General features: G+C 70.3%; 19 protein-coding genes, 1 tRNA gene and 1 other RNA gene. 15 read left to right on the plus strand and 6 right to left on the minus strand.

Features of this window, described 5'->3' with window-relative positions:
• Nucleotides 1–5: 5 nt before the first annotated feature.
• The 5 genes from AB1578_04170 to AB1578_04190 all read right to left on the minus strand — a co-directional run bounded on the left by AB1578_04170 (nt 6) and on the right by AB1578_04190 (nt 2,962).
• On the minus strand, nt 6–323 hold the full coding sequence (locus AB1578_04170) for a YbaB/EbfC family nucleoid-associated protein (GenBank protein MEW6487098.1): 318 nt from the start codon (nt 321–323) through the stop codon (nt 6–8).
• 38 nt (nt 324–361) lie between these two features.
• Nucleotides 362–2,149: a DNA polymerase III subunit gamma/tau gene (gene dnaX, locus AB1578_04175; protein ID MEW6487099.1), complete on the minus strand. Its 1,788-nt coding sequence runs from the start codon at nt 2,147–2,149 to the stop codon at nt 362–364.
• Nucleotides 2,150–2,189: 40 nt separating this feature from the next.
• Nucleotides 2,190–2,288, minus strand: an RNA gene (gene ffs / locus AB1578_04180) — signal recognition particle sRNA small type.
• Between the two features lie 126 nt (nt 2,289–2,414).
• Nucleotides 2,415–2,504 (minus strand) — tRNA-Ser (locus AB1578_04185).
• 8 nt (nt 2,505–2,512) lie between these two features.
• On the minus strand, nt 2,513–2,962 hold the full coding sequence (locus tag AB1578_04190; GenBank protein MEW6487100.1) for a nucleoside deaminase: 450 nt from the start codon (nt 2,960–2,962) through the stop codon (nt 2,513–2,515).
• 176 nt (nt 2,963–3,138) lie between these two features.
• On the opposite strand from AB1578_04190, the gene AB1578_04195 reads away from it, so the two are divergent.
• Both AB1578_04195 and AB1578_04200 read left to right on the plus strand, forming a co-directional pair.
• Entirely contained in the window at nt 3,139–3,537 is a 399-nt protein-coding gene (locus AB1578_04195; protein ID MEW6487101.1) for a hypothetical protein, read from the plus strand.
• Nucleotides 3,538–3,638: 101 nt separating this feature from the next.
• Nucleotides 3,639–6,146: an ATP-binding protein gene (locus AB1578_04200; protein MEW6487102.1), complete on the plus strand. Its 2,508-nt coding sequence runs from the start codon at nt 3,639–3,641 to the stop codon at nt 6,144–6,146.
• On the opposite strand, the gene AB1578_04205 is transcribed toward AB1578_04200, so the two are convergent.
• Nucleotides 6,076–7,635, minus strand: coding sequence for a DUF445 family protein (locus AB1578_04205; protein MEW6487103.1), 1,560 nt, complete (start codon nt 7,633–7,635; stop codon nt 6,076–6,078). The genes AB1578_04200 and AB1578_04205 overlap by 71 nt on opposite strands.
• A gap of 397 nt (nt 7,636–8,032) precedes the next feature.
• Here AB1578_04205 and AB1578_04210 point away from each other — a divergent pair, with 397 nt between their 5' ends.
• The 13 genes from AB1578_04210 to AB1578_04270 form a co-directional block, all read left to right on the plus strand.
• Entirely contained in the window at nt 8,033–8,257 is a 225-nt protein-coding gene (locus AB1578_04210; GenBank protein MEW6487104.1) for a hypothetical protein, read from the plus strand.
• Between the two features lie 234 nt (nt 8,258–8,491).
• Complete coding sequence (gene nifJ / locus AB1578_04215) at nt 8,492–12,046, plus strand: pyruvate:ferredoxin (flavodoxin) oxidoreductase (protein ID MEW6487105.1); 3,555 nt, start codon at nt 8,492–8,494, stop codon at nt 12,044–12,046.
• 50 nt (nt 12,047–12,096) lie between these two features.
• Nucleotides 12,097–13,098, plus strand: coding sequence for a dihydroorotate dehydrogenase-like protein (locus tag AB1578_04220; protein ID MEW6487106.1), 1,002 nt, complete (start codon nt 12,097–12,099; stop codon nt 13,096–13,098).
• Nucleotides 13,099–13,293: 195 nt separating this feature from the next.
• Nucleotides 13,294–13,860: a DUF3047 domain-containing protein gene (locus tag AB1578_04225; GenBank protein MEW6487107.1), complete on the plus strand. Its 567-nt coding sequence runs from the start codon at nt 13,294–13,296 to the stop codon at nt 13,858–13,860.
• A gap of 108 nt (nt 13,861–13,968) precedes the next feature.
• Nucleotides 13,969–14,844: a tetratricopeptide repeat protein gene (locus AB1578_04230; protein MEW6487108.1), complete on the plus strand. Its 876-nt coding sequence runs from the start codon at nt 13,969–13,971 to the stop codon at nt 14,842–14,844.
• A 253-nt stretch (nt 14,845–15,097) separates the two neighbouring features.
• On the plus strand, nt 15,098–16,123 hold the full coding sequence (locus AB1578_04235) for a DUF4388 domain-containing protein (GenBank protein MEW6487109.1): 1,026 nt from the start codon (nt 15,098–15,100) through the stop codon (nt 16,121–16,123).
• Between the two features lie 84 nt (nt 16,124–16,207).
• Nucleotides 16,208–16,576: a roadblock/LC7 domain-containing protein gene (locus tag AB1578_04240; GenBank protein ID MEW6487110.1), complete on the plus strand. Its 369-nt coding sequence runs from the start codon at nt 16,208–16,210 to the stop codon at nt 16,574–16,576.
• A gap of 2 nt (nt 16,577–16,578) precedes the next feature.
• On the plus strand, nt 16,579–16,977 hold the full coding sequence (locus tag AB1578_04245; protein MEW6487111.1) for a roadblock/LC7 domain-containing protein: 399 nt from the start codon (nt 16,579–16,581) through the stop codon (nt 16,975–16,977).
• A 28-nt stretch (nt 16,978–17,005) separates the two neighbouring features.
• On the plus strand, nt 17,006–17,494 hold the full coding sequence (locus AB1578_04250) for a hypothetical protein (protein MEW6487112.1): 489 nt from the start codon (nt 17,006–17,008) through the stop codon (nt 17,492–17,494).
• A complete protein-coding gene (locus AB1578_04255; protein ID MEW6487113.1) occupies nt 17,491–18,405 on the plus strand; it encodes a methyl viologen-reducing hydrogenase in 915 nt (304 codons plus the stop codon). The genes AB1578_04250 and AB1578_04255 overlap by 4 nt, the downstream gene beginning before the upstream one ends.
• Nucleotides 18,406–18,484: 79 nt before the next feature.
• A complete protein-coding gene (locus AB1578_04260) occupies nt 18,485–19,888 on the plus strand; it encodes a Ni/Fe hydrogenase subunit alpha (protein MEW6487114.1) in 1,404 nt (467 codons plus the stop codon).
• Entirely contained in the window at nt 19,885–20,595 is a 711-nt protein-coding gene (locus AB1578_04265) for a 4Fe-4S binding protein (protein MEW6487115.1), read from the plus strand. The genes AB1578_04260 and AB1578_04265 overlap by 4 nt, the downstream gene beginning before the upstream one ends.
• A partial coding sequence (locus AB1578_04270) for a hydrogenase maturation protease (GenBank protein MEW6487116.1) occupies nt 20,592–21,039 on the plus strand: 448 nt, incomplete at its 3' end. The genes AB1578_04265 and AB1578_04270, both read left to right, overlap by 4 nt.

The raw sequence follows: 21,039 nt of genomic DNA on the forward strand, positions 1-21,039 counted from the left end.
CTCCCTCAGAACAGCCCCGGAAGGTTGAGCCCCATGCCGCCAGCGATCTTGCCCATCTCCGAGGCCACCATTTCCTGGCTCTTCTTCACCCCTTCGTTCACGGCGGCCAGGACCAGGTCCTGAAGCATCTCCACGTCTTCCGGATCCACGACCTCCCGGTCGATGGTGAGGGAGAGCAGCTCCTGCTTGCCGCTCACCACGCAGCGCACCATTCCCCCCCCGGCGCTGGCCTCCACGCTGCGGGAGGCCAGCTCCTCCTGGATCTGCGCCATCTTCTTTTGCATCTGCTGCGCCTGGCGCATCATGTTTCCGAGTCCCTTCACGGCCGCACCTCCTCTGGCTGGTTTCTGTGCCGCGCAGGTCAGGGCTTGAGCACCCGGACCTCCTCCACGTCTGCCTCGAAGATCTCCATGGCTTCGCGCACCAACGGGTGCTCGAGGGTCTCCCGCTTGGCGCTCCGCGCCCAATCCGTCTCCCGCCCCCCGTCGCGCCCCCGGGCCGGTCGCTGGTCGAACCGCAGCTCGAGTCGGGCCCCCGGGCCTGCCGCCTCGGTGAGCACCCGGGTCAGGAGGTCCGCCTTGGACCGCACGAAGAACTCGTGACCCGGGTCGTCCAGGGCCACCGCAGCCACCCGGGTTTCTGGGTCCCAGGAGGCCAGGCTGCCGTGGGCCTTGAGCACGTTCCAGAAGGGGCGGTTTCCGGTCTCCGCACCCCGGAGCAGCGCCTCCCACACCGCTGCCCCGTCCCGGGGCCCGGTCTCCGGCCCGAAAGGCGCCGCAGGTGCCGCCGGCTCGGGGGAACCCGCCGCCGCCCCAACCTCGGCGGCCCCCTGCTCCGCGTGGGCCCGAACGACCGCTCCCGGGGCCACCGGGCCCTGGGAGCTCTCCGTCGGGCGAGCCCCCCCAGCTTCGGGCCCCGGAGCGCGTGACGGAGCCCCAGGGGAACCCGGGGCGAGCCGGCCTGGGCGTCCCTCGGGCCCACGGGAAGGGGGCGACACGGCCCCCTCCCCTTCCCCCATGCGCTCCCGCACCCGCGAGAGTACCTCGGCCAGGGGAAGAACCGGGGGGAGCTTCGCCATCTTGAGCAGCGTCATCTCCAGGAGGGGTCCCGGCCGAGAGGCGCTGCGCAGGCCGTCGAGACCCCGCCCCAGCATGTCGAAGAGGGCGTGGAGCTCCTCCCAGGAGGCTTCGCCCAGGAACTCGCCCGCGCAGGCCGTCTCCTCGGGGGAGAGGTCCACCAGGTCGGCTCCGTCCGGCAGCGCCCGCAGCACCGCCAGATCCCGAAACACGTCCAGGAGGTCGTAGCCGAACCGGCGCACGTCGTAGCCGAACCGCTCGGCCTCGGACAGGGACTCCACCACCCTGCGGGGATCCCGCTCCACCACTGCCTGGGCCACCCCCAAAAGGAGGTCTCGGTCCACCACCCCCAGCACGTCGCGCACGTCCTCGTAGGTCACGGTCTGGCCGCAGTAGGAGATGACCTGGTCGAGCAGGCTCTGGCCGTCGCGCACGCTGCCCTCGGCCTCCCGCGCCAGGGCGCCCAGGCTCTTGTCGTCGATGGCGATCCCCTCCGCCGCCGCCACGTCGCGCAGGAGGGACGTCATCTCCCGCAGGGAGAGCCTCTTGAAGTCGAACTGCTGGCACCTGCTGAGGATCGTGACGGGGATCTTGTGGGGATCGGTGGTGGCCAGCACGAACACCACGTGGGCGGGAGGCTCCTCCAGGGTCTTCAACAGGGCGTTGAAGGCCGCCGTGGAGAGCATGTGGACCTCGTCCACGATGTACACGCGGTAGGGTCCGCGCACCGCCGGGTAGCGCACCGCCTCCCGGAGCCGGCGCACGTCGTCCACCCCCGTGTTGGAAGCCCCGTCGATCTCCAGGACGTCGCCGGAGCGTCCGTCGGTGATCTCCACGCAGGAGGCACACGTGTTGCAGGGAGTAGGAGTGGGACCGTCGACGCAGTTGAGCGCCTTGGCCAGCACCCGGGCCGCGGAGGTCTTCCCGACCCCCCGGATCCCCGTGAAGAGGTAGGCGTGGGCGATGCGGCCCGAAGTGATGGCGTTTCGCAGGGCGCGCACGATGTGGTCCTGGCCCCGGATCTGCTCGAAGCTCTGGGGGCGCCACTTGCGTGCCAGGACGAGGTAGGACATGGCCGGACTCGCGGGAGGGCGGTGGGAGGCGGGTTCGAGGGATGGCTAGGCTGCCTGCGGCGCCCACAGGACATGGCTGCCGCTGCTTCCTTCCGGACCTGACGGGGTTCACCGCGCCTGCGTCGCGCAGGGCCCAGCCATCCCTACAACCCACCTCTTCTCAGGTTCTCAAGGAGCTCTGGCAAGCCCGGGGGCCGGGCGTGAAACCCGGCCCCCGGGAAACCGTGCACCAGCCCGGCGCCGACCGGCCTTCCGGTTCAAAGGATGGCGGAGAGGGAGGGATTCGAACCCCCGGTACCCGTAAAGGTACAACAGATTTCGAGTCTGCCGCCTTCGACCACTCGGCCACCTCTCCGCAAACGATCAGTCTTCGGGCCCCTCGACACCCCGCCTCCCCCGGAAGAAGCGGCGCAGGAGCTCGGCCGCCTCCTCCTCCCGCACCCCGCGCACCACCTGGATCCTGTGGTTGAGCCTCGGGTCGTCCGAGAGGTCGTAGAGGGTACCCGCCGCCCCCGCCTTGGGGTCCGGCGCCCCGTATACCAGGCGCGGGATGCGCGCCTGGAGCAGGGCACCCATGCACATGGGGCAGGGTTCCAGGGTCACCACCAGGGTGGCCTCGGACAGCCGCCACCGCCCGAGGCGCCGCGCGGCCTCGGCGATGACCAGGCACTCGGCGTGGGCCAGGGGGTCTGCGCGGGTCTCCCGGAGGTTGTGAGCCCGGGCCAACACCCGGTCGCCCCAGAACAGCACCGCCCCCACCGGCACTTCCCCCCGCACGAGGGCTTCCTCGGCCTCGGCTAAGGCAAACCCCATCCCCTCGCCGATAAGAGGGGCGCGAAGATAGCACGGGGTTTCCTCGGTTGCAACGGCGCGGGTCATCACCGACCCACTCTAGCACCGGGCCCCGACCGCGGACAACCGCGCCGCCTCGCGGACGCGGCGCGAACCGCCCCTGGCCCCCAGCCCCGGGAGGAGCAGCGATGCACCCCATGTCTACCCCGCCCGCAGCCCCCGACCTCTCGGCCCTCCTGGCCGACGGCGCCTCCCCCGGGAGAACCGTCCCCCTCGACCTCCAACGCCGGTTCGAGGCCCGCTGGAGCGCCCTGTGCGACCTGGGGTTCGACCTGGAGGTGCGCCGGGACTCCCTGCGCGTATCCCACCGGGACAAGAGGTTCGAGACGGTCATCGAGCTCTCGGGCGACGACGACCTGGGGGAAAAGCGCGAGCTCTTCCGCGCCCTGCGCGCGACCTTCGGAAACACCGCGGAGCGGTGGTTCCCCACGCTCGTCCAGTGCAGCCCTGCGGTCACGGCTCCCTACCTGGCCCTCAAAGAGGTGCTCGACGTGTGCCAGGCCCTGAGACGGAGCCGCCGCGGGCGGGCAGCCTGAAGCCGGCCGGGGGGTCGGCACGGCCGGGCGAGGCCAGGAGAGGCTTTCCCCGGGGCGGACCCGTGGAGTAGACTTCCGTTCTCCTCCTGCCGGCGGCTCCCATGAAGAGCACCACCGAACGCAGACTCCTCTTCGCGCTCCTCATGTCGTCCCTCGTCCCCGTCGTGACCCTGGGGTTCCTCGCCGCGGCGGCGGTACATCGCCTGGGCGAGGCCGTGGAACGGGAGGCTGAGGAAGCGGGCCACGCCCGCGACCGGGAGGCCCTGGGCACCCTGTGCCGGGAGGCAGCGGACCGGGTGGGGGTCTTTCTGCGGCGCCGGGAGGCAGACCTGCGCGCCCTCACCCTCATCCCACGAACGCCTTCGGCCTATGACGCGTTTCGGCGCACGAGCCTCGGCCCCCTGCGCATCGAGTCGGACACCGGCGAGAAGACCCAGGCCTGGTTGCCGCTCTACACCCTGGTGTCCTTCACGCCCGCCTCCGGGGGCGACCCCGTGGAGGCCTCGGAGCGAAGAGGACCTCCGGCGTCCGACGCCGACGCCCCCCCGGAGGCAGACTTCCTCCCCAAGACCCTCTCCCTGGCGCCGGACGAAGTCTCCCTCACGCCCGCGCCGCAACACGGCAGGGGGGCGATGCGGCTCGCCCTGGCGGTGCGCTCGCCGGGCGGCGAAGCGCAGGGCGTCGCCAGCCTGGTGCTCGACCCCCTACAACTGGCGGGCCAACTGCCGCCGCCCGGGGGGAACGTCTTTTCGCACCCGGAAGTCCGGGATGCCCAGCTCCTGTTCTTCTTCCACAACCGCGCCGCTACCGTCATCGGCCCCCCCGGCCCCCTGCCTGCGCCCCTGGAACAGTGCCTGGCCGAGTCCCTGCCGGAGGCCGCCGCCGCCGTGCGGGCCGGTGAGACCGCGGTGCTCGCTCCTTCCGCCTCGGTCGAGCACTGGCGAGCCTTTGCGCCCTTGCGCCGCGACGGCAGCGGCGACGACCCGGCGCCGGAGATCGTGGGGGGCGTTCTCACGTGCTCGCAGCGGTTCTCAGGATCTCCGGCAGCAGCGCGCACGCTGGCCAACCGGGCCGAGACCCGGATCGGGGTCCTGACGCTGGCGGCGACCTTCGGGGTGGCCCTGGCGGCGCTGCTGGTCGCCCGGCGGATGTCCGGACCCTGGGTTCGCCTACGGGAGAAGGCCCGATCCGTGAGCACCGGCGCCGGGGAAGAGGAGGATCGGGACGAGCTCGACGAGATCTCCCGCTCCTTCGACTCCCTGGCTTCCCGCGTGGCGGCAAGCGACGGCCTGGTGCGCGCCAGCGAGGCGCGGCTGCGAGAGTTTGTCGAGATGAGCCCCGACGGCATCGCCGTGGTCGACCCCCACGGCCGCTTTCTCCACTTCAACCGGGCCCTGTGCCAGATCCTGCGCCGGGCGCCGTCCCAGCTCGCCCGGTTGGACAGCGCCGAGCTCTGGGCCCGCCCGGGGGACCGGGAAAGGATGCTCAGGCAACTCCGAGAGAACGGACGGCTGCGCAACTACGAAGTGGAGCTCGTCCGGGGAGACGGCAGGGCGTTCGCGGCGCTCCTGAGCGTGCGCCTCGGGAGCTCGGGCGACGGCGAGTGCCTGGACGTGATCCTCCGGGACGTCTCGGACTGGAAGGAGGCCCAGCGCCGGGACCGGGAGCAGACCGAGGCCCTCGTCCGGGTACACGGCGAGCTCAACCAGGCCCATCGGGCCCTGCGTCGCGCGTACGCGGAGGTGGAAGAGCAGGTGCGCCGCCAGACCTCGGAGCTGCGCACCGCCTACGAGGCCCTCCAGACCTCGGACCGGGTCAAGACCGAGTTCCTCATGAAGATGAGTCACGAGCTGCGCACCCCGCTCAACTGCATCATCGGGTACTCGGAGGCCATGGGCGACGGCCTGGACGGCCCGGTGACGCCCGACCAGAACCGCAGCCTGGAGCGGATCGCCCAGAGCGGGCGCCGACTGCTGCGGATGATCGAGGATCTCCTGGACCTCTCGCGGCTGGAGGCAGGCCGGCTCGACATCGCCTGTGCGGAGCTGCGGTTGGAGGACGTCCTGGAGGATCTGCTCCACCAGGCGCGCAGTCTCGTGGGAGACAGGCCGCTGCGGCTGGAGCTCGCCGTGGAGGAGCCCCTTCCCCCGGTGTGGGCCGACGCCGATCGAGTGCGTCAGGTGCTCTTCAACCTCCTGGGCAATGCCCTGAAGTTCACGACCGAAGGGTGGGTGCGCATCGAAGCGCGGCGCCGGGACGCAGCGTCGGTCGAGGTGTGCGTGCGCGACACCGGGCGCGGAATCCCCCCCGAGTTCCTCGACAGCGTGTTCGAGAAGTTCACCCAGATCCCCGGAGCCGACCGCACCGGCGCCGGCCTGGGGCTCGCCATCAGCCGCGAAATCGTGGAGGGGATGGGCGGACGCATCTGGGTCGAGAGCGACCTGCACCGCGGGAGCTGCTTCGGGTTCACGCTGCCCGTGCGCAGCGGCGCGGGGCAACTGGCGCTGCCGCTGGAAGGCGTCGGGCCCCCCGCCTTCCCTACCCCAGCAGGGCCAGCCCCGACTGCACCCCCCCCACCAGCGCCCCGAGCACGCCGCCCCACCAGGTGATGCTGCGCAGCTCCCGGCGGGCCACTGAGAGGATCACGGCTTCCACCTCTTCCGGGGAAAACCCCAGAATCTCCCGCTCGATGAGCCCCTGCACGTCCACGATGGCGAGGATGGCGGGCACCTGAGCCGAGATGACCGGCATCAGATGGTCCAGGGCGAGGTCCGTCACCTCCGCCACCAAAGGGCCGGGCAGGTACCGCGCGGGACAGCCCACGGGTGCCCGCAAGAGCAAGCCGATCAGCCCGGGAGCCTCTCGGCCGGCCAGTGCCCCCAGCCCCCCCCCGGACGCCCGTTCCGCGAGCTGCACCGCCCAGCGGCGGGACACTCCTTCGGGAGCGCCCGCCGCCCGCACCAGATCCACCAGGGGGGTCCGGCACAAGGACTCGAACTCCCGCTCGACGACGTCGGTGAGGGCGGCGGCCACCGGCGCCCGCCGAAGCTGCGCGCACGCCCAGGATGCGGCCTGGTCGTGCAGGCGGTCCAGGGTCTCCGGCGGAAGCGAGGCGAGCAACTGGGCGGGGGTGTGGGCCAGCACCTGGTCCAGGGCCTCCGCCACGCCGTCTTCGAGCCGCGCCCGGTTCTCCTCCTGGTACACCAGCTCCCCGAGGCGATGGAGGTTCGCGTCCACGAGCTCGTCGGCCTCCCGGAAGATCCGATTCCTCCCGACCAGGGCCGCCTGACGGACGACGTTCCTGACGAAGCCCCCCTCGGTCTCCAGGAGGTAGGCCTCGATGCCCGAGCGCACCGCGGCCTTGATCTTCTCCACGTTGGAGGCGGAGAGGAGGGCCTCCTCGAAGCGCCGCAGCAGGGCCGGCACCGCCGACCGCACGGCCGCCATCCCCGCCGACCGCACCCCCTCCGGCAGCAGATCCCCCAACGGGGCCGGGGAGCTGGCCAGGGCAACCAGGGCCCGCGCCACCGCCGGCCGCACCTTGGCCTCCAGGTCCGGATCGGCCAGGAACTGCGCCACCTTCCCCACGGCCACCTGGATCGCCAACCGTTCCTCTCCCCGCAGCAGATCCGCGGGGCTGCGCTCCAGGGCGGTCCCCAGGAGGTGCTCCAGAAACCCCACGCCCTCCGGGGTCTGGAGCCACCGCTCCGCCGCGTCCCCCACCCGGCACGCCAGGTGGACGAGCTCCCTCTCCACGGCCCGCGCCCGCTCCGGCCCCAGTACGTGGAGCAGGCTTCCGTACTCCCGGCCCAGGTAGCGCTCCAGGAGCTCCAGGACCAGCCGCCGCAGGGCGCTGCGAACCTCCGGTCCTCCCAGCCGGCGGGCCACGCTCTGCTCCTTGAGCAGCTCCGAGACCACGGTGCGGGAGACCGTGGCCGCGATGTCCGCTTTCCGGCGGGGAATCATGCCGTGGAAGCGAAGTCCCAGGACCCGGACCTCTCGATAGGGCCGAAAGAGCATCCGGATGGCCAGGGCATTGGTGGCAAAACCGATGAGAAAACCGAAAGCGGGGGGAAGCGCGAGGCGCACGAAGTCCATGGTCGGCTCCCGAAAACAGACGCGCCGAGGCGGGCGCCAGAAACGGACGCTCCCCCGGCCGCGGCCGGGGGAGCCTCGATTCTGCGGTAGTGCCGTTACGGGCCGTTTACCGTCGTGCCCAGGACCTTCGAGGGCACCCCTCGCTGCAGTGGGCGACCCGGGGGATCATGAAGCGCTTCATCAGGGCTCACCTCCTCTCCGAGAAATTCGGTTTTCACCACGACGCTCAGGTTAAGCAGCCCCCCCTACCCTGTCAAGCCGACCCGTGCCGACGGTAGCCCCGCGATCGGTTCGATTGCGGCTTGATGCTCCGGGGGGTCCAGGGTATATAGGCTGCTTGCCGCGTGCTGCCCGCGCCCGACTCGGGCCCGCAGCAGCCCCAGCAGAGGAGGTGGTCATGGCAGGCCAACCGAGCGCCTTCGAAAGGCTCCCGAGCGACGACACCCTGGCCCGTTGGGTGCGCGAGCAGCAGGTTCTCCTCCAGGCCGAGCTCCTCCGGGCGGGGGCCCAGTGGGAGGAGAGCCTGTCTCTGCTGCGAGAGATGGTCGGCCACCGGCGGCCGTTTCCCGCCGCAACCGAGGCACTGGCGTGGTACCGAAATCCGTACCACCCCCCGACCTGAGCCCTTCCCGCCGGCCCGAGCCCCGAGCGCTCTCCGAGGCGGGAGCCGCGGCACGAGGGGGACAATCCGGCCCGTTTTAGCGAAACTAAACTTCTTTATTATTGCTAAAGAAGGGGCCGGGTGCTAAAAGCCGGTACCCTGTCCCGGTGCGCCGCCCTCCCGGGTGCCGCCGCGCGAACGCCGTCCGCCAGACCGATCTTCCCACACCCCACGTCTCGAACGAGGAGGAGCACGATGTCCACCCGCCGCCAGATCACCATCGAAGGCAATGAGGCCGTAGCCTCTGTGGCCCACCGCTTGAGCGAGGTGATCGCCATCTACCCCATCACGCCGTCGTCGGGCATGGGGGAGTTCTCAGACGAGTGGTCTGCGAAGGGCTCGAAAAACGTCTGGGGTACCGTGCCCCAGGTGACCGAGATGCAGTCCGAGGGGGGCGCCGCCGGGGCGGTGCACGGCGCGCTCCAGGCCGGCGCGCTCACCACGACCTTCACGGCCAGCCAGGGGCTGCTCCTGAAGATTCCCAACATGTTCAAGATCGCGGGCGAGCTGACCTCGTTCACCATGCACGTCTCGGCCCGGACCCTGGCCAGCCAGGCGCTCTCCATCTTCGGCGATCACTCCGACGTGATGGCCGCCCGCCAGGCCGGGTTCGCCATGCTCGCTTCCGGTTCGGTGCAGGAGGCCCATGATCTGGCGTGCGTCGCCCACAGCGCCACCCTCCAGGCCCGGGTGCCGTTCCTCCATTTCTTCGACGGCTTCCGCACTTCCCACGAGGTGGCGAAGATCGAGGAGCTCACCGACGCCGACCTCCTGGCCATGATGGACGAGGAGCTCATCGGCGCCCACCGGGAGCGGGCGCTCTCCCCGGACCGGCCCAAGATCCGCGGCACGGCCCAAAATCCCGACACGTTCTTCCAATCTCGAGAGGCCTGCAACCCCTTCTACGCAGCCTGTCCCGGCGTGGTCCAGGAGACCATGGACCGGTTCGCGAAGCTCACGGGCCGCAGGTACAAGCTCTTCGATTACGTTGGAGACCCCAAGGCCGAGCGGGTGGTCGTGATGATGGGCTCGGGGGCCGACGTGGCCCATGAGACCGTGGAGTACCTCGCGGGCAAGGGCGAGAAGGTGGGGTTGTTGAAGGTGCGCCTCTTCCGGCCGTTCTCGGTCAAGCACCTGAGCGCGGCACTCCCGAAGTCGGCGCGGGCGATCGCCGTGCTCGACCGCACCAAGGAGCCCGGCGCCACCGGCGAGCCCCTGTACCAGGACGTGGTGACGGCGCTCGTGGAGGCCGGTAGGGCCGGCGACCTGCGGATCATCGGCGGCCGCTATGGCCTCTCCTCCAAGGACTTCAGCCCCGCCATGGTCAAGGCTGTGTTCGACGAGCTCAAGAAGAAGAAGGCCAAGAACCACTTCACCGTGGGCATCACCGACGACGTTTCGAACACCAGCCTCTCCTTCGATCCCGACTTCGCCATCGAGCCCAAGGACGTGGTGCGTTGCGTCTTCTGGGGACTCGGGGCCGACGGCACCGTCGGCGCGAACAAGAACTCGATCAAGATCATCGGCGAGGAGACCGACAACTTCGCCCAGGGCTACTTCGTCTACGACTCCAAGAAGTCCGGCGGCGTCACCGTGTCGCACCTGCGCTTCGGGCCCCGCCAGATCCGCTCGAGCTACCTTGTCAAGCAGGCGAGCTTCGTCGCCTGCCACGCCTACAGCTTCCTCGAGAAGTACGACGTGCTGGGCTTCGCCGCGCCGGGCGCGACCTTCCTTCTCAACGCCCCCATGGGCGCCGAGGCCGCCTGGGACCACCTGCCCTGCGAGGTGCAGGAACAGATCATCGCCAAGAAGCTCAATCTGTACGTGATCGACGCCTACGACGTAGCCAAGAAGACCGGCATGGGCACCCGCATCAACACGATCATGCAGACCTGCTTCTTTGCCATCTCGGGCGTACTGCCCCGGGGCGAGGCGATCGCCAAGATCAAGGAGTCGATCGAGAAGACTTACGGCAAGAAGGGCGAGGCCGTGGTTCAGAAGAACTTCGAGGCGGTGGACGAGACCTTGGCGAACCTCCACGAGATCAAGGTCCCCAAGAAGACCACCTCCACCTGCTACCGGCCGCCGATCATCTCGGCCAAGGCCCCGGAGTTCGTGCGCAAGGTCGAAGGCGCCATGATGGCGCTCAAGGCCGACGACCTGCCGGTGAGCGCCTTCCCGGTGGACGGCACCTGGCCGGTGGGCACCACCCGGTGGGAGAAGCGCAACATCGCGCTCGACATCCCGGTGTGGGAGCCGGGGATCTGCATCCAGTGCGGCAAGTGCTCCTTCGTCTGCCCGAGCGGCACCATCCGGCCCAAGGTGTACGACGCGGCGCTGCTGGCCGAGGCCCCGGCGACCTTCAAGAGCGCCGACGCCAAGGCCAAGGACCACAAGGGCCTGAAGTGGACGATCCAGGTGGCCCCCGAGGACTGCACCGGGTGCAGGGTATGCGTCATGACCTGTCCGGCCAAGGACAAGGCCAACCCCAGCCGCAAGGCCATCAACATGGAACCCCAGCTCCCGCTGCGGGAGACGGAGAGGGAGAACTGGGCGTTCTTCCTGACCCTGCCCCACGTGGACCGGACTACGGTCAAGACCGACGTCAAGGGCACGCAACTGCTGGAACCGCTCTTTGAGTTCTCGGGCTGCTGCGCGGGCTGCGGGGAGACGCCCTACATCAAGCTCATGACGCAGCTCTTCGGCGACCGGATGATGATCGCCAACGCCACGGGCTGCTCGTCGATCTACGGCGGCAACCTGCCCACCACCCCTTACACGTCCAACGCCGAAGGCCGTGGGCCCACCTGGTCGAACTCGCTCTTCGAGGACAACGCCGAGTTCGGCTTTGGCATGCGCCTGGCGGTGGACAAGCACCACGAGCAGGCGGCGGAGCTCCTTCGGGCCCTGGCCCGCAAGGTCGGCGACGAGCTGGTGCAGGCGCTTCTCACCGCCGACCAGACCGACGAGGCCGGCATCGCGGCCCAGCGGGCGCGGGTGGCCGAGCTCCAGGCCAAGCTCAAGAAGCTCCGGTCGGCCGAGGCCAAGCGGCTGCTGGACCTCTCCGAATACCTGGTGAAGAAGAGCGTCTGGGTGCTCGGGGGCGACGGCTGGGCCTACGACATCGGGTACGGGGGCCTCGACCACGTGCTGGCCATGGGACGGGACGTGAACATCCTGGTCATGGACACCGAGGTGTACTCCAACACCGGCGGACAGATGTCCAAGTCGACCCCCATGGGCGCGGCGGCCAAGTTCGCGGCTGCCGGCAAGGGGATGTACAAGAAGGACCTGGGCCTCATGGCCATGACCTACGGCCACGTCTACGTGGCGAAGGTGGCCTTCGGCGCCAAGGATCAGCAGACGGTGAAGGCCTTCGCCGAGGCCGAGAGTTACCCCGGCACCTCTCTCATCATCGCCTACAGCCCGTGCATCGCCCACGGCTATGACCTGGCCCAGGGGCCCGAGCAGCAGAAGCTCGCGGTGGACTCGGGGCACTGGCCGCTCTACCGTTTCGACCCGCGGCTGCGGCTCCAGGGCAAGAATCCCTTGCAGCTCGACTCGGGGGCCCCAAAGATCGACCTCGAGGACTACATCTACAACGAAACCCGCTACCGGATGCTGCGGGACCTGGATCCGGAGCGGGCCAAGGCGCTGCTGGGCTGCGCCCAGGCGGGGGTGACGAGCCAGTGGAACCTGTACGAACAGCTCGCCAAGCTCCACGTGGGCCAAAGCACCGGGGGAGCGTAGCCCCCCTTGCCTTCCCTTCGCCGGGTCCCGATCGACAAAGGAGTGCGCCGATGGATCTGTCCACCACCTATCTGGGGCTGAAGCTCTCCAACCCGCTCATCCCCGGGGCCTCGCCCCTGACCGACGATCTGGGCACCGCCAAGCGCCTCGAAGATGCCGGAGCACCGGCGCTTGTGCTCCCCAGCCTCTTCGAGGAGCAGATCGAGAACGAGCAGTTTCGGGAAGTGCAGGACGTTGAGGCCGCGGAGGGCACCTTTGCAGAGGCCCTCACCTACTTCCCCCGGCGCGACGAGTACCGTGTGATCGGTCCCGACCGGTACCTGGAAATCGTCCGCAAGGTGAAGGAGGCGGCGGGAGTACCCGTGATCGCTTCCCTCAACGGCGTCTCCGACGGCACATGGGTCGACTACGCACGCCTGTGCCAGGAGGCCGGGGCGGACGCCCTGGAGCTCAACGTCTACCTCGTCGCAGCCGATCCCGACGTCGCGGGATCAACGGTGGAGGACCGGATCGTCCGGGCGGCCAGGGCCGTGAAGACCGCGGTGCGCATCCCGGTGGCCGTGAAGCTCTCACCCTACTTCTCGTCACTGCCCCACATGGCGAAGCGGCTCGAAGAGACGGGCGCCGACGGCCTGGTGCTCTTCAACCGCTTCTATCAACCCGAGATCGACCCGGAAGCCCTCGAAGTGGTTCCGAAGCTTCGGCTCTCCGACTCATCGGAGCTCCTCCTGAGGCTTCGGTGGCTCGCGATCCTCTCGGGCCGCGTGAATCTGAGCCTGGGGGCCACCGGCGGGGCTCACACCGCCGCCGACGCGGTCAAGGCCATCATGGCGGGCGCCCACGGGGTCCAGATGGTCTCGGCCCTACTCAGGAACGGCCCCGCCCACCTGACGAAGGTCCGCGACGAGCTCTCCGCGTGGATGGAGGCCCACGGGTACGAGTCCGTGGCCCAGATGCGGGGTTGCATGAACCTCTCCAGGAGCCCCAACCCCGCCGCCTTCGAGCGGGCGAACTACATCAAGGTGCTGCAAGGGGGGGTGAAGCGGGTGTAGGGGCCCCCATGCAGGGGTGTCATGGGACCGATGGGACGCATGGGTAGAGAGAGCACCGTCGGAGCTCCTTCGGTGCCTCTTCCACCCTTTCGTCCCTTGGGTCCTTTGGGTCCTTTGAGGACCAGGGTCGCCCTCCTGGTCCTCCTCGCCCTCCTCCTCGCTCCGGCCGCCTCCGCAGCCTCCCCGACCCTTCTCGTGGACGACTTCGAGGAGGGCCTGCGGCGGGGGTGGAAGGAGCGGTCCTTCCACGGCCACACCCGCTACGAGGTGGTGCCGGACAACGGCAACCGGGTCCTCCGGGCCGAGAGCGAGGGAACCGCCTCGGGGCTCGTCTACGAGGTGGCTTTCGACCCCCGGGAGTACCCGGTCCTCGCCTGGCGCTGGAAGGTCGAAGGCCTCGTCGCGGCCAGCGACCCCACCCGCAGGAGCGGCGACGACTACCCCGCCCGGGTCTACGTGGTCTTCCCCCACTGGTTCTTCCCCCGCACCCGGAGCCTGGTCTACATCTGGGCCACGGACGTTCCCCTGGATGAGCCCGTGGCCAATCCCTTCACGGGCAACGCCGTGATGATCGCGGTCCGGTCCGGCCCCGAGGACGTGGGCCGATGGGTGGAGGAGCGCCGCAACCTGGTGGAGGACTTCCGCGCCGCCTTCGGCGAGGACCCGCCCCGGGCCGGGGCCGTGGCCCTCATGACCGACACCGACCAGACGGGGGAACGGGCCGTGGCCTACTACGACGACCTGCGGCTCCTGGGGCAGTGAGGGCCCGGCTCCCGGCCCTTCCGTCGGATCGCGGGCGGCGGTTCGGCGGGGCATCCTCACCCGATCGTGCTTATGTTTCCATCGTGATGATCGGGAAAGGAGGCGGCGATGAGACATGCAACGATGCGGATTTGGAAGACCGTTGGGGTCCTTCTCTTCCTTTGGGGCGCAGCGTCGGCCGGGGCGGAAGGCCGGACGGGCCCGGCGGGCATCGAGGCATTGCGCCAGGCAGCCGAGGCCGGAGGGGCGCAGGAGCAGTGCGACTACGCCGTTGCCTGTGAGCTGGAGGGCGACTCCACGGAGGCCTTCCGGTGGTTTCTCCGGGCCGCGGACCAGGGGCTCGCCGAGGCACAGTACCAGGTGGGTCTGGCCTACTCCGAGGGGCTCGGGGTGGAGGCGGATCCGCGCAAGGCGGTGATCTGGCTCGCCCGGGCAGCCGCGCAGGGGTACGCCGCGGCACACTTCGACCTGGGGGTGGCCTACGCGACCGGCAGCGGCGTGGAAGCCGACCCACGCAAGGCCGTGGAGTGGTTCCAGCGAGGGGCCGCCCAGGGCCATGCCCTCTCCGAGTGCGGGCTGGGGTGGATGTACCTGGACGGTACCGGGGTCCCCCAGAACTTCGAGGAGGCCTACTTCTGGCTCAACCTGGGCGCCTCGGTTCTCCAGGACGACGAGGCGGACCTGTGCCTGGACAAGCGCGAGGAGGCCCTCGAGCGCATCACCCCCGAACAGCTCACGGCGGCACAGCGCCGGGCCCTGAGCCACCGGCGAGGCGACCCCCAGGCCGCCCTCGGGGCAACAGAGCCCCACCGGCTGGCGTCCTCGGCCGAAGACCCGGAGGAAGCCGAGCACCGGCGCGAGATGGAGCTGGAGCAGATGCGCTTCCAGAACCAGATGCGACTCCAGGCCCACCAACTGCGCCAGCTCCGCAAGATCGAGGACGCGCGCACCCGCGCCATCCGCCGCCGCCTGCGGCATCGATAGCCCCAGCAGCAGCCGTCCCCCGGGGGGGGGGCCCTCCTCGAGGGGTCCATCTCGCCCTGCCTCCCTCGCGGCCCCGCCTCGACGTATCGTGCGTTTCTTCCCACAATCCCCGTTAAGTTGCGGCTCGTTGTGCCGATCTATTCCCGTGCCCTCCGGGCAACGGCGGCCGCGAGACCTCCCGGTGCCGGGCTGGGTGGACAGGGGAGAGGGGAATGGGAAGGCAACGCGTGCCGGCGGCAGAGCCCGGGGCGACATGAAGCTCAGCGGGACCATCGCGCCGGCCTTGTCGGGACACGTCTCGGGGTTCGACCTGTTCGACGTGACCCAGCTGCTGTGCCTGAGCGGCCGGAGCCGCATCCTGCGGGTGAGCTTCGGCGACCGCCGGGGCACCCTGGTCTTCGAGCAGGGCGCCCTCACCCACGCCTCGACCCCGAGCGCGGGGGGGCAGGATGCGTTCTTCGAAATCGCCCAGTGGACGGGGGGAAGCTTCGAGAGCGTGGACGCGGCGGAGGCAGGAACGTTCCCGCCCAACATTCACGTGCCCACCATGCACCTGCTCATGGAGTCGGCCCGCCGGAAGGACGAGGGCGAGGGCGCCCCTCCCGCGTTGCCGCCGGAGGAGGCGGAGGAGCCCGCGGAAGTGCCGGCCGAGGGAGCCCTCGCCTGGGACAGCCCCGCACACGACCGGCTGTGGGACGAGCTGGCCACGATCCAGCAGGAAGTGGCCGAGGAGCTCGCTGCCGGCGTCGCGGCACCGGTTCCGGCGCGGGAGGTGCCTTCGGGAACCTCCGAGCAGGCCCCTGCGCCGGCAGCGGCGGAGCCCGTGCCGGATGGGGGTCCGCCCGGGGAGGAGCCCTGGTGGCGTCAGGTCACCGCCCGCTGGGGCGAGGCCGTGCAGGTCGTAGTGGCCTGGCCCCCCGAGGCAGGCTGGGACCAGGCCGCCGCCGAGGTACGACGCCTCGCGAAGGTGGCGGGGGCCAAGCCGCCTGCCGACCTCCTTTCGGCCACCGGCCCCTCCTTTGTGCGCATCTACCCCGAGGCGGGGGGCATCCTCTCCCTGGTCTTCCTGGGCATCTCCAAGCGGCACCGCTTTCTCTTCGAGACGCTGGTGCGCTCCGCCCACGCGGCCCTGGTTCCCCGGGAGTGCGCCGGCAGCGAGACCCAGCACTGGATGGGCGCCCTCCCGGCCACGCTCGACTGGTGTGTCGTGGCTCCCGATTCCGACGGCTGCTGGGGCTTTTCCGATCGGCTCCGGGAGCTCGCAGGGAATGCGTCGTGACCTACGCGAAGAACCCACCCCGCGTGAGGGCTCTGATCGAGACCCCGTAACCCGTTCCACCCGCACGACCAAAGGAGCAGACCCATGGCGACCCGAGCCGAACAAATGCAGCAGGTGATGCGCACCCTGGTGACCAACACCCCCGACCTGGAAGGGGCGGCCATGGTGAGCACCGACGGCCTGGTCCTGTCTTCCGTGCTCCCGGCCGGAACCGACGAGGACCGGGTCTCCGCCATGGCGGCGGCCCTCCTCTCCCTGGGGGAGCGCACCGCCCAGGAGCTCCAGCGGGGAACCCTGGAGCAGGTGTACGTGAAGGGGAACGCCGGCTACATCATCCTGATGCAGGCGGGTCCCGAGGCGGTGCTCGAAGCCATCGCCGGGGCCAACGCCAAGCTGGGCATGGTGCTGCTCGACATGAAGCGCGCCGCCCAAGAGCTCACGAGGCTCGTCTAGCCATGTTCGCCCAGCGGGCCCGACAACTCCACGAGGTCCTCATGGCGGTCCTGGTCCGGGTCCGCGACATCCGCGGCCTCGTCCTGGTGGACCCCGACGGCCTGGTCCTGGTCTCCACCCTCGACTCCCGGGCGCTGGAGGAGTCCCTCGGCGCCTTCGCGGCCGCGGTGCTCCCCGCGCTGCACCGGGCGCGGCAGGACTTCGAGATGGGGCCCTTGCAGCTGGGCCACGTGGCCGCCCGGGACCGGCAGATCTTCATCACCCCCGTGACGGAGGACGTAGCCCTCCTGGCCGTCGCCGACTCCGGGGCCACCTCGGCGACCATCGCCCTGCACCTGCTCTCCCTGACCCGGGAGATCCTGGGCGTGGTGACGCGCCCGGCCGAAGGCCCCGAAGCCTGACCCGCTGGAACGAGAGGAGGCATACGCCGTGGATCGACAACTGGAGACCCTCCACAAGGCATCCTACTTCCTGGGGGCCCTGGCCCACGGGGCCGAGCAGAACCTGGGCCGGGGAAGCCTCTCCTTCGGCCTCCTGGCCGGGAAGAAGTTCGGGATCGAGGCCGTAGAGGGAGCCGAGACCACCAGCGATCCCTACCGGGCCCTGGAGATTCTGCGGGCGGCCCTGGCCGCCAAGGGCATCCGGTGGGACTTCGAGCCCTTTGCCGGGGCACGAGAGAGCGCACTGCAGCAGGAAGGCTCCACCCGGCGCCTGCGGCTGGTCTTTCACACCTGCATGGTCCGAAACGCCCTGTTTCGCTACGCCCACGAGCAGAAGCAACTGCTCTGCTACATGGCCCACGGGGTCTTCGCCGGGGCGATGGAGCGGGTGATGCCGGGGACCACGGTGAAGCTCGAAATCGCGCACGCCGGGCCCAACGCGTGCCTCAAGGACATGATCTGGGAGGTGAAGCCATGAAGGCGCGCATCTCCACCGAGTGGCTCTCGGGGTGCTCCGGCTGCCACGTGGCGGTGGTGGACCTGCACGAGAAGCTCGTCAACCTGGCCGAGCACGCCCAGTTCGTGCGGCTGCCGGTGCTCGCCGACGAGAAGGGCTATCCCGAGGCCGACATCGGCATCGTGGAGGGGGCGGTGCGCAGCGATCACGACCGGGAGTGCCTGCTGCGCATGCGCGAGAGCGTAAAGACGCTGGTGGCCTTCGGGAGCTGCGCCGTCTACGGGGGACCTTCGGGGCTGGGATGGCTCTACGGCAAAGACGCGGTGATGGAAACCGTGTACCGGGAGGGTCCCACCAACGCCGGCGGACCCGGCCCGGATGCCGCCGCGGTGCCCCTGGAAGAGAGCGTGGTACCCATCGACGAAGTGGTCCCCGTGGACTTCTACCTCCCCGGGTGCGCACCCCATCCCTACTTCATCGCCGCGGGGCTCGGCGCCCTCCTGGGCGGCAAGGGCACCCCCTTGACCGAGAAGACCGTCTGCTCCGAGTGCACGCGAAAGATGCGCAAGCGCCCGGGAGTGGCGCTGCGCAAGGGCGCCGTCACGGCCGAGGAGCCCGACGTGTGTTTCCTCAGCCAGGGGGTGGTCTGCCTGGGATCGGTCACCCTCAACCGGTGCAAGGCGCCCTGTCCGGCGGCCGGCACGGCCTGCGCCGGGTGCGCGGGTCCCTCGCTGGACGTGATTACCGAGCCCCACCTGGACCTGCGAAACCTCGTGGCCACGCGGATGCACAAGCTCACCGGGCTCGAGCCGTCCGCGGTCAAGGCCTATTTCGAGGAGAACGCCGCCACGTTCTACGCCTACGCCCTGGCCTCCCCGGTGCTCTACAAGAAGCCCACGGTGGAGCTGCGCGAATGGATCGGGGGGCGATGACCGCCCGGCGCGCGCCCGAGCACGGCCCATGGGGGGCACCGCAACCGCCAGCTCGAACCGGATGAGAAGAGGAAACGCCATGGGACAGACCATCGTCGTCAGCCCGGTGACCCGCATCGAGGGCCACGCCCGCATCGCCCTGGACCTGGACGACCAGGGCGCGGTGACCAAGGGCCACCTCCAAGTCCTCGAGATCCGGGGCTTCGAGAAACTGCTCCTGGGGATGGAGCTCTCCAAGATGCCCCTCATGACGGCGCGCCTGTGCGGCGTCTGCCCCGCTGCCCACCACCTGGCCTCGGTAACCGCCATCGAGGGGGGGTTGGGGGTCGCCCCTCCCGCCGACGCGGCGCTCCTTAGGGAGCTGCTGTACGCCGGGCACATCCTCCACTCCCACGCCCTGAGCAACTTCGTGCTCTCGGGCCCGGACCTCTTCCTGGGGATCGGAGCCCCGCCCGAGACGCGAAACGTCTTCCACCTGCTCGTCGCAGACCCCGACCTCGCCAAGAAGATCCTGCGGCTGCGAAGCCTGGGCCAGCGCACCGTGGAGGTCGTGGGAGGCCGGGGGATCCACCCGGTGACCGTGATCCCCGGGGGGATGAGCTTCCGACCCGCGCCCAAGGACCTGGAGACCATCGCCGGGTGGGGCGCCGAGGCCCTGGCGCTGCTCGCAGAGCTGGGAGCCGTCCTGCAAAAGGGGCTCGCCGCCCTGGCCGATCTGCGCGACCGGCTGGCGATTCCCTACCCGCCCCTGGCCTTTGCCCGGGACGGGCGGCACACCTTCCTGGGCGGCGAGATCGTGGTCCCCGCCGGCTCCCACGGGCCGGAGCGCCGGTTTGCCCCCGCCGCCTACGCCGAGCACCTGGTGGAGCACGCGGTGCCGGGCTCCTACATGAAGACCGTGCGCCTGCGGGGAACCCCCGAGGCAAGCTTCTTCGTGGGCCCGCTGGCCCGGCTGCGGGTGAGCGCGTCGCTCTCCACCCCGCTCGCCGACCAGAAGCTCCAGGCCTTTCGCGAGCGCCAGGGGCCGCAGGCGTGCGCCCTGGACAACGTGGAGGCCCGCTGGATCGAGATGCTCCACTGCGCCGAGCGCATGGCCCGCATCCCCGTCGAGCTCCAGGGCGGGCCCCTGGCCATCCCCGTGGAGATCCGGGCGGGTCGCTACGCCGGCGCCATCGAGGCACCCCGGGGTCTCCTGGTGCACGACTACACCGCCGACGCCCAGGGCAAGCTGACGGCCGTGAACCTGATCGTCGCCACCCAGAACAACTACGACGCCATGGACCACGCCGTGACCTCCGTAGGGGGCCACTTCGCGGGCCGCGGCGACGACAACCTGCTCCTGAACGGGATGGAGTTCGCCCTGCGCTGCTACGACCCCTGCCTGGCCTGCGCCACCCACCTGGCTGGGCGGATGCCCCTGGAGGTGGAGGTGCGCCGGGGGGGCCGAACCCTTCGGACCATCTCGAGGAGGACCGCGCCATGATCACCGTCTCGATAGACGAGAAGGCCTGCGTGGGATGCAGCCTGTGCGCCGACGCCTGCCCCACCGGCGTCTTCACCTTCGACGCCGCGGCCGACCTGCCCCGGGTGAGCGAACCCCGGGAGTGCTTCGGGTGCCTGAGCTGCTCCGAGATCTGCCCGGCCACGGCGATCTCCCACGGGGAGCTCCCCCTCTCGGAGAGCTTCTACCACGATCCCTACGCCCTGCGCCTCGCGGGCCTGCTCACCGGGAACGGCGGACCGCGCGTCCACGTGCCCGAGGACCGGGCCGGAGGCCTGGCGGACCTGGGTGTTCGGCTGCTCTCCGTGGCCTGGGTGCTCAAGGACATCATGGGCAACGGCCTGCCCGTGGTGGGGACCATCGCCGGGCGCACCCTGGCGAACCAGCTGCCCCGGTACCAGCCGCCCCGCAACCTGCCGGAAGCCCTGGAGCTGGCCCGGCGCGAGTTCCATCCCGCGTGGGAGCTCTCCGCCCGCGCCGAAGGAGACAGCCTCAGCGTGGAGATCGGGGGCTGCGTGCTGCGCGACCTGTGCGCCCGGGAGAAGGTGGAGCTGGGAGGGGAGCTGTGCGTCCTCTTCTTCAACTATCTGGGGGGCTACCTCTCCCACATGGGGAAGACGCGCCTGAAACCCGTGGGGGCGACCCGGGGCGCCGAGCGCTGCGCGTACCAGTGGAAGCGCGTGGATTGAGCCAGGCCCGCCGGGCCCGGATCGCCGTCATCGGGATCGGAAACCCCATCGCCGGCGACGACGGAGCCGGTATCCACGTGGCCCGCCGGCTCGCCCGGGCGTTCGCCGCCGAACCCCGGGTGTACGTGGCCGAGTGGGAGGGGGACCTCTTCGGCCTCGCCGACGTGCTGCCCCGGGCCGAGCGGTTCGTCCTGGTGGACGCCGCGGTGGGCGACCGTCCCGGGGAGGTGCGCCGGTTCGACCGGGGCTCGACATGGTTTGCCCCTTCGTTCCACCAGCTCGACGCCGGCACCGTGCTGCGGGCCCTGGAAGCCCTGGGCACGGTGGCTCCCTTTCCCCCCTGGGAGCTCTGGGGCATCACCGCGCGGCTTCCCTGCCAGTTCGGCGAGGAGCTGAGCCCCGAGGTGGAAGAAGCGGTGACACAGGTGGCGGCGGCGCTCGAGC

The sequence above is a fragment of the Thermodesulfobacteriota bacterium genome, assembly GCA_040756475.1.
Lineage (GTDB): Bacteria > Desulfobacterota > Deferrisomatia > Deferrisomatales > JACRMM01 > JBFLZB01.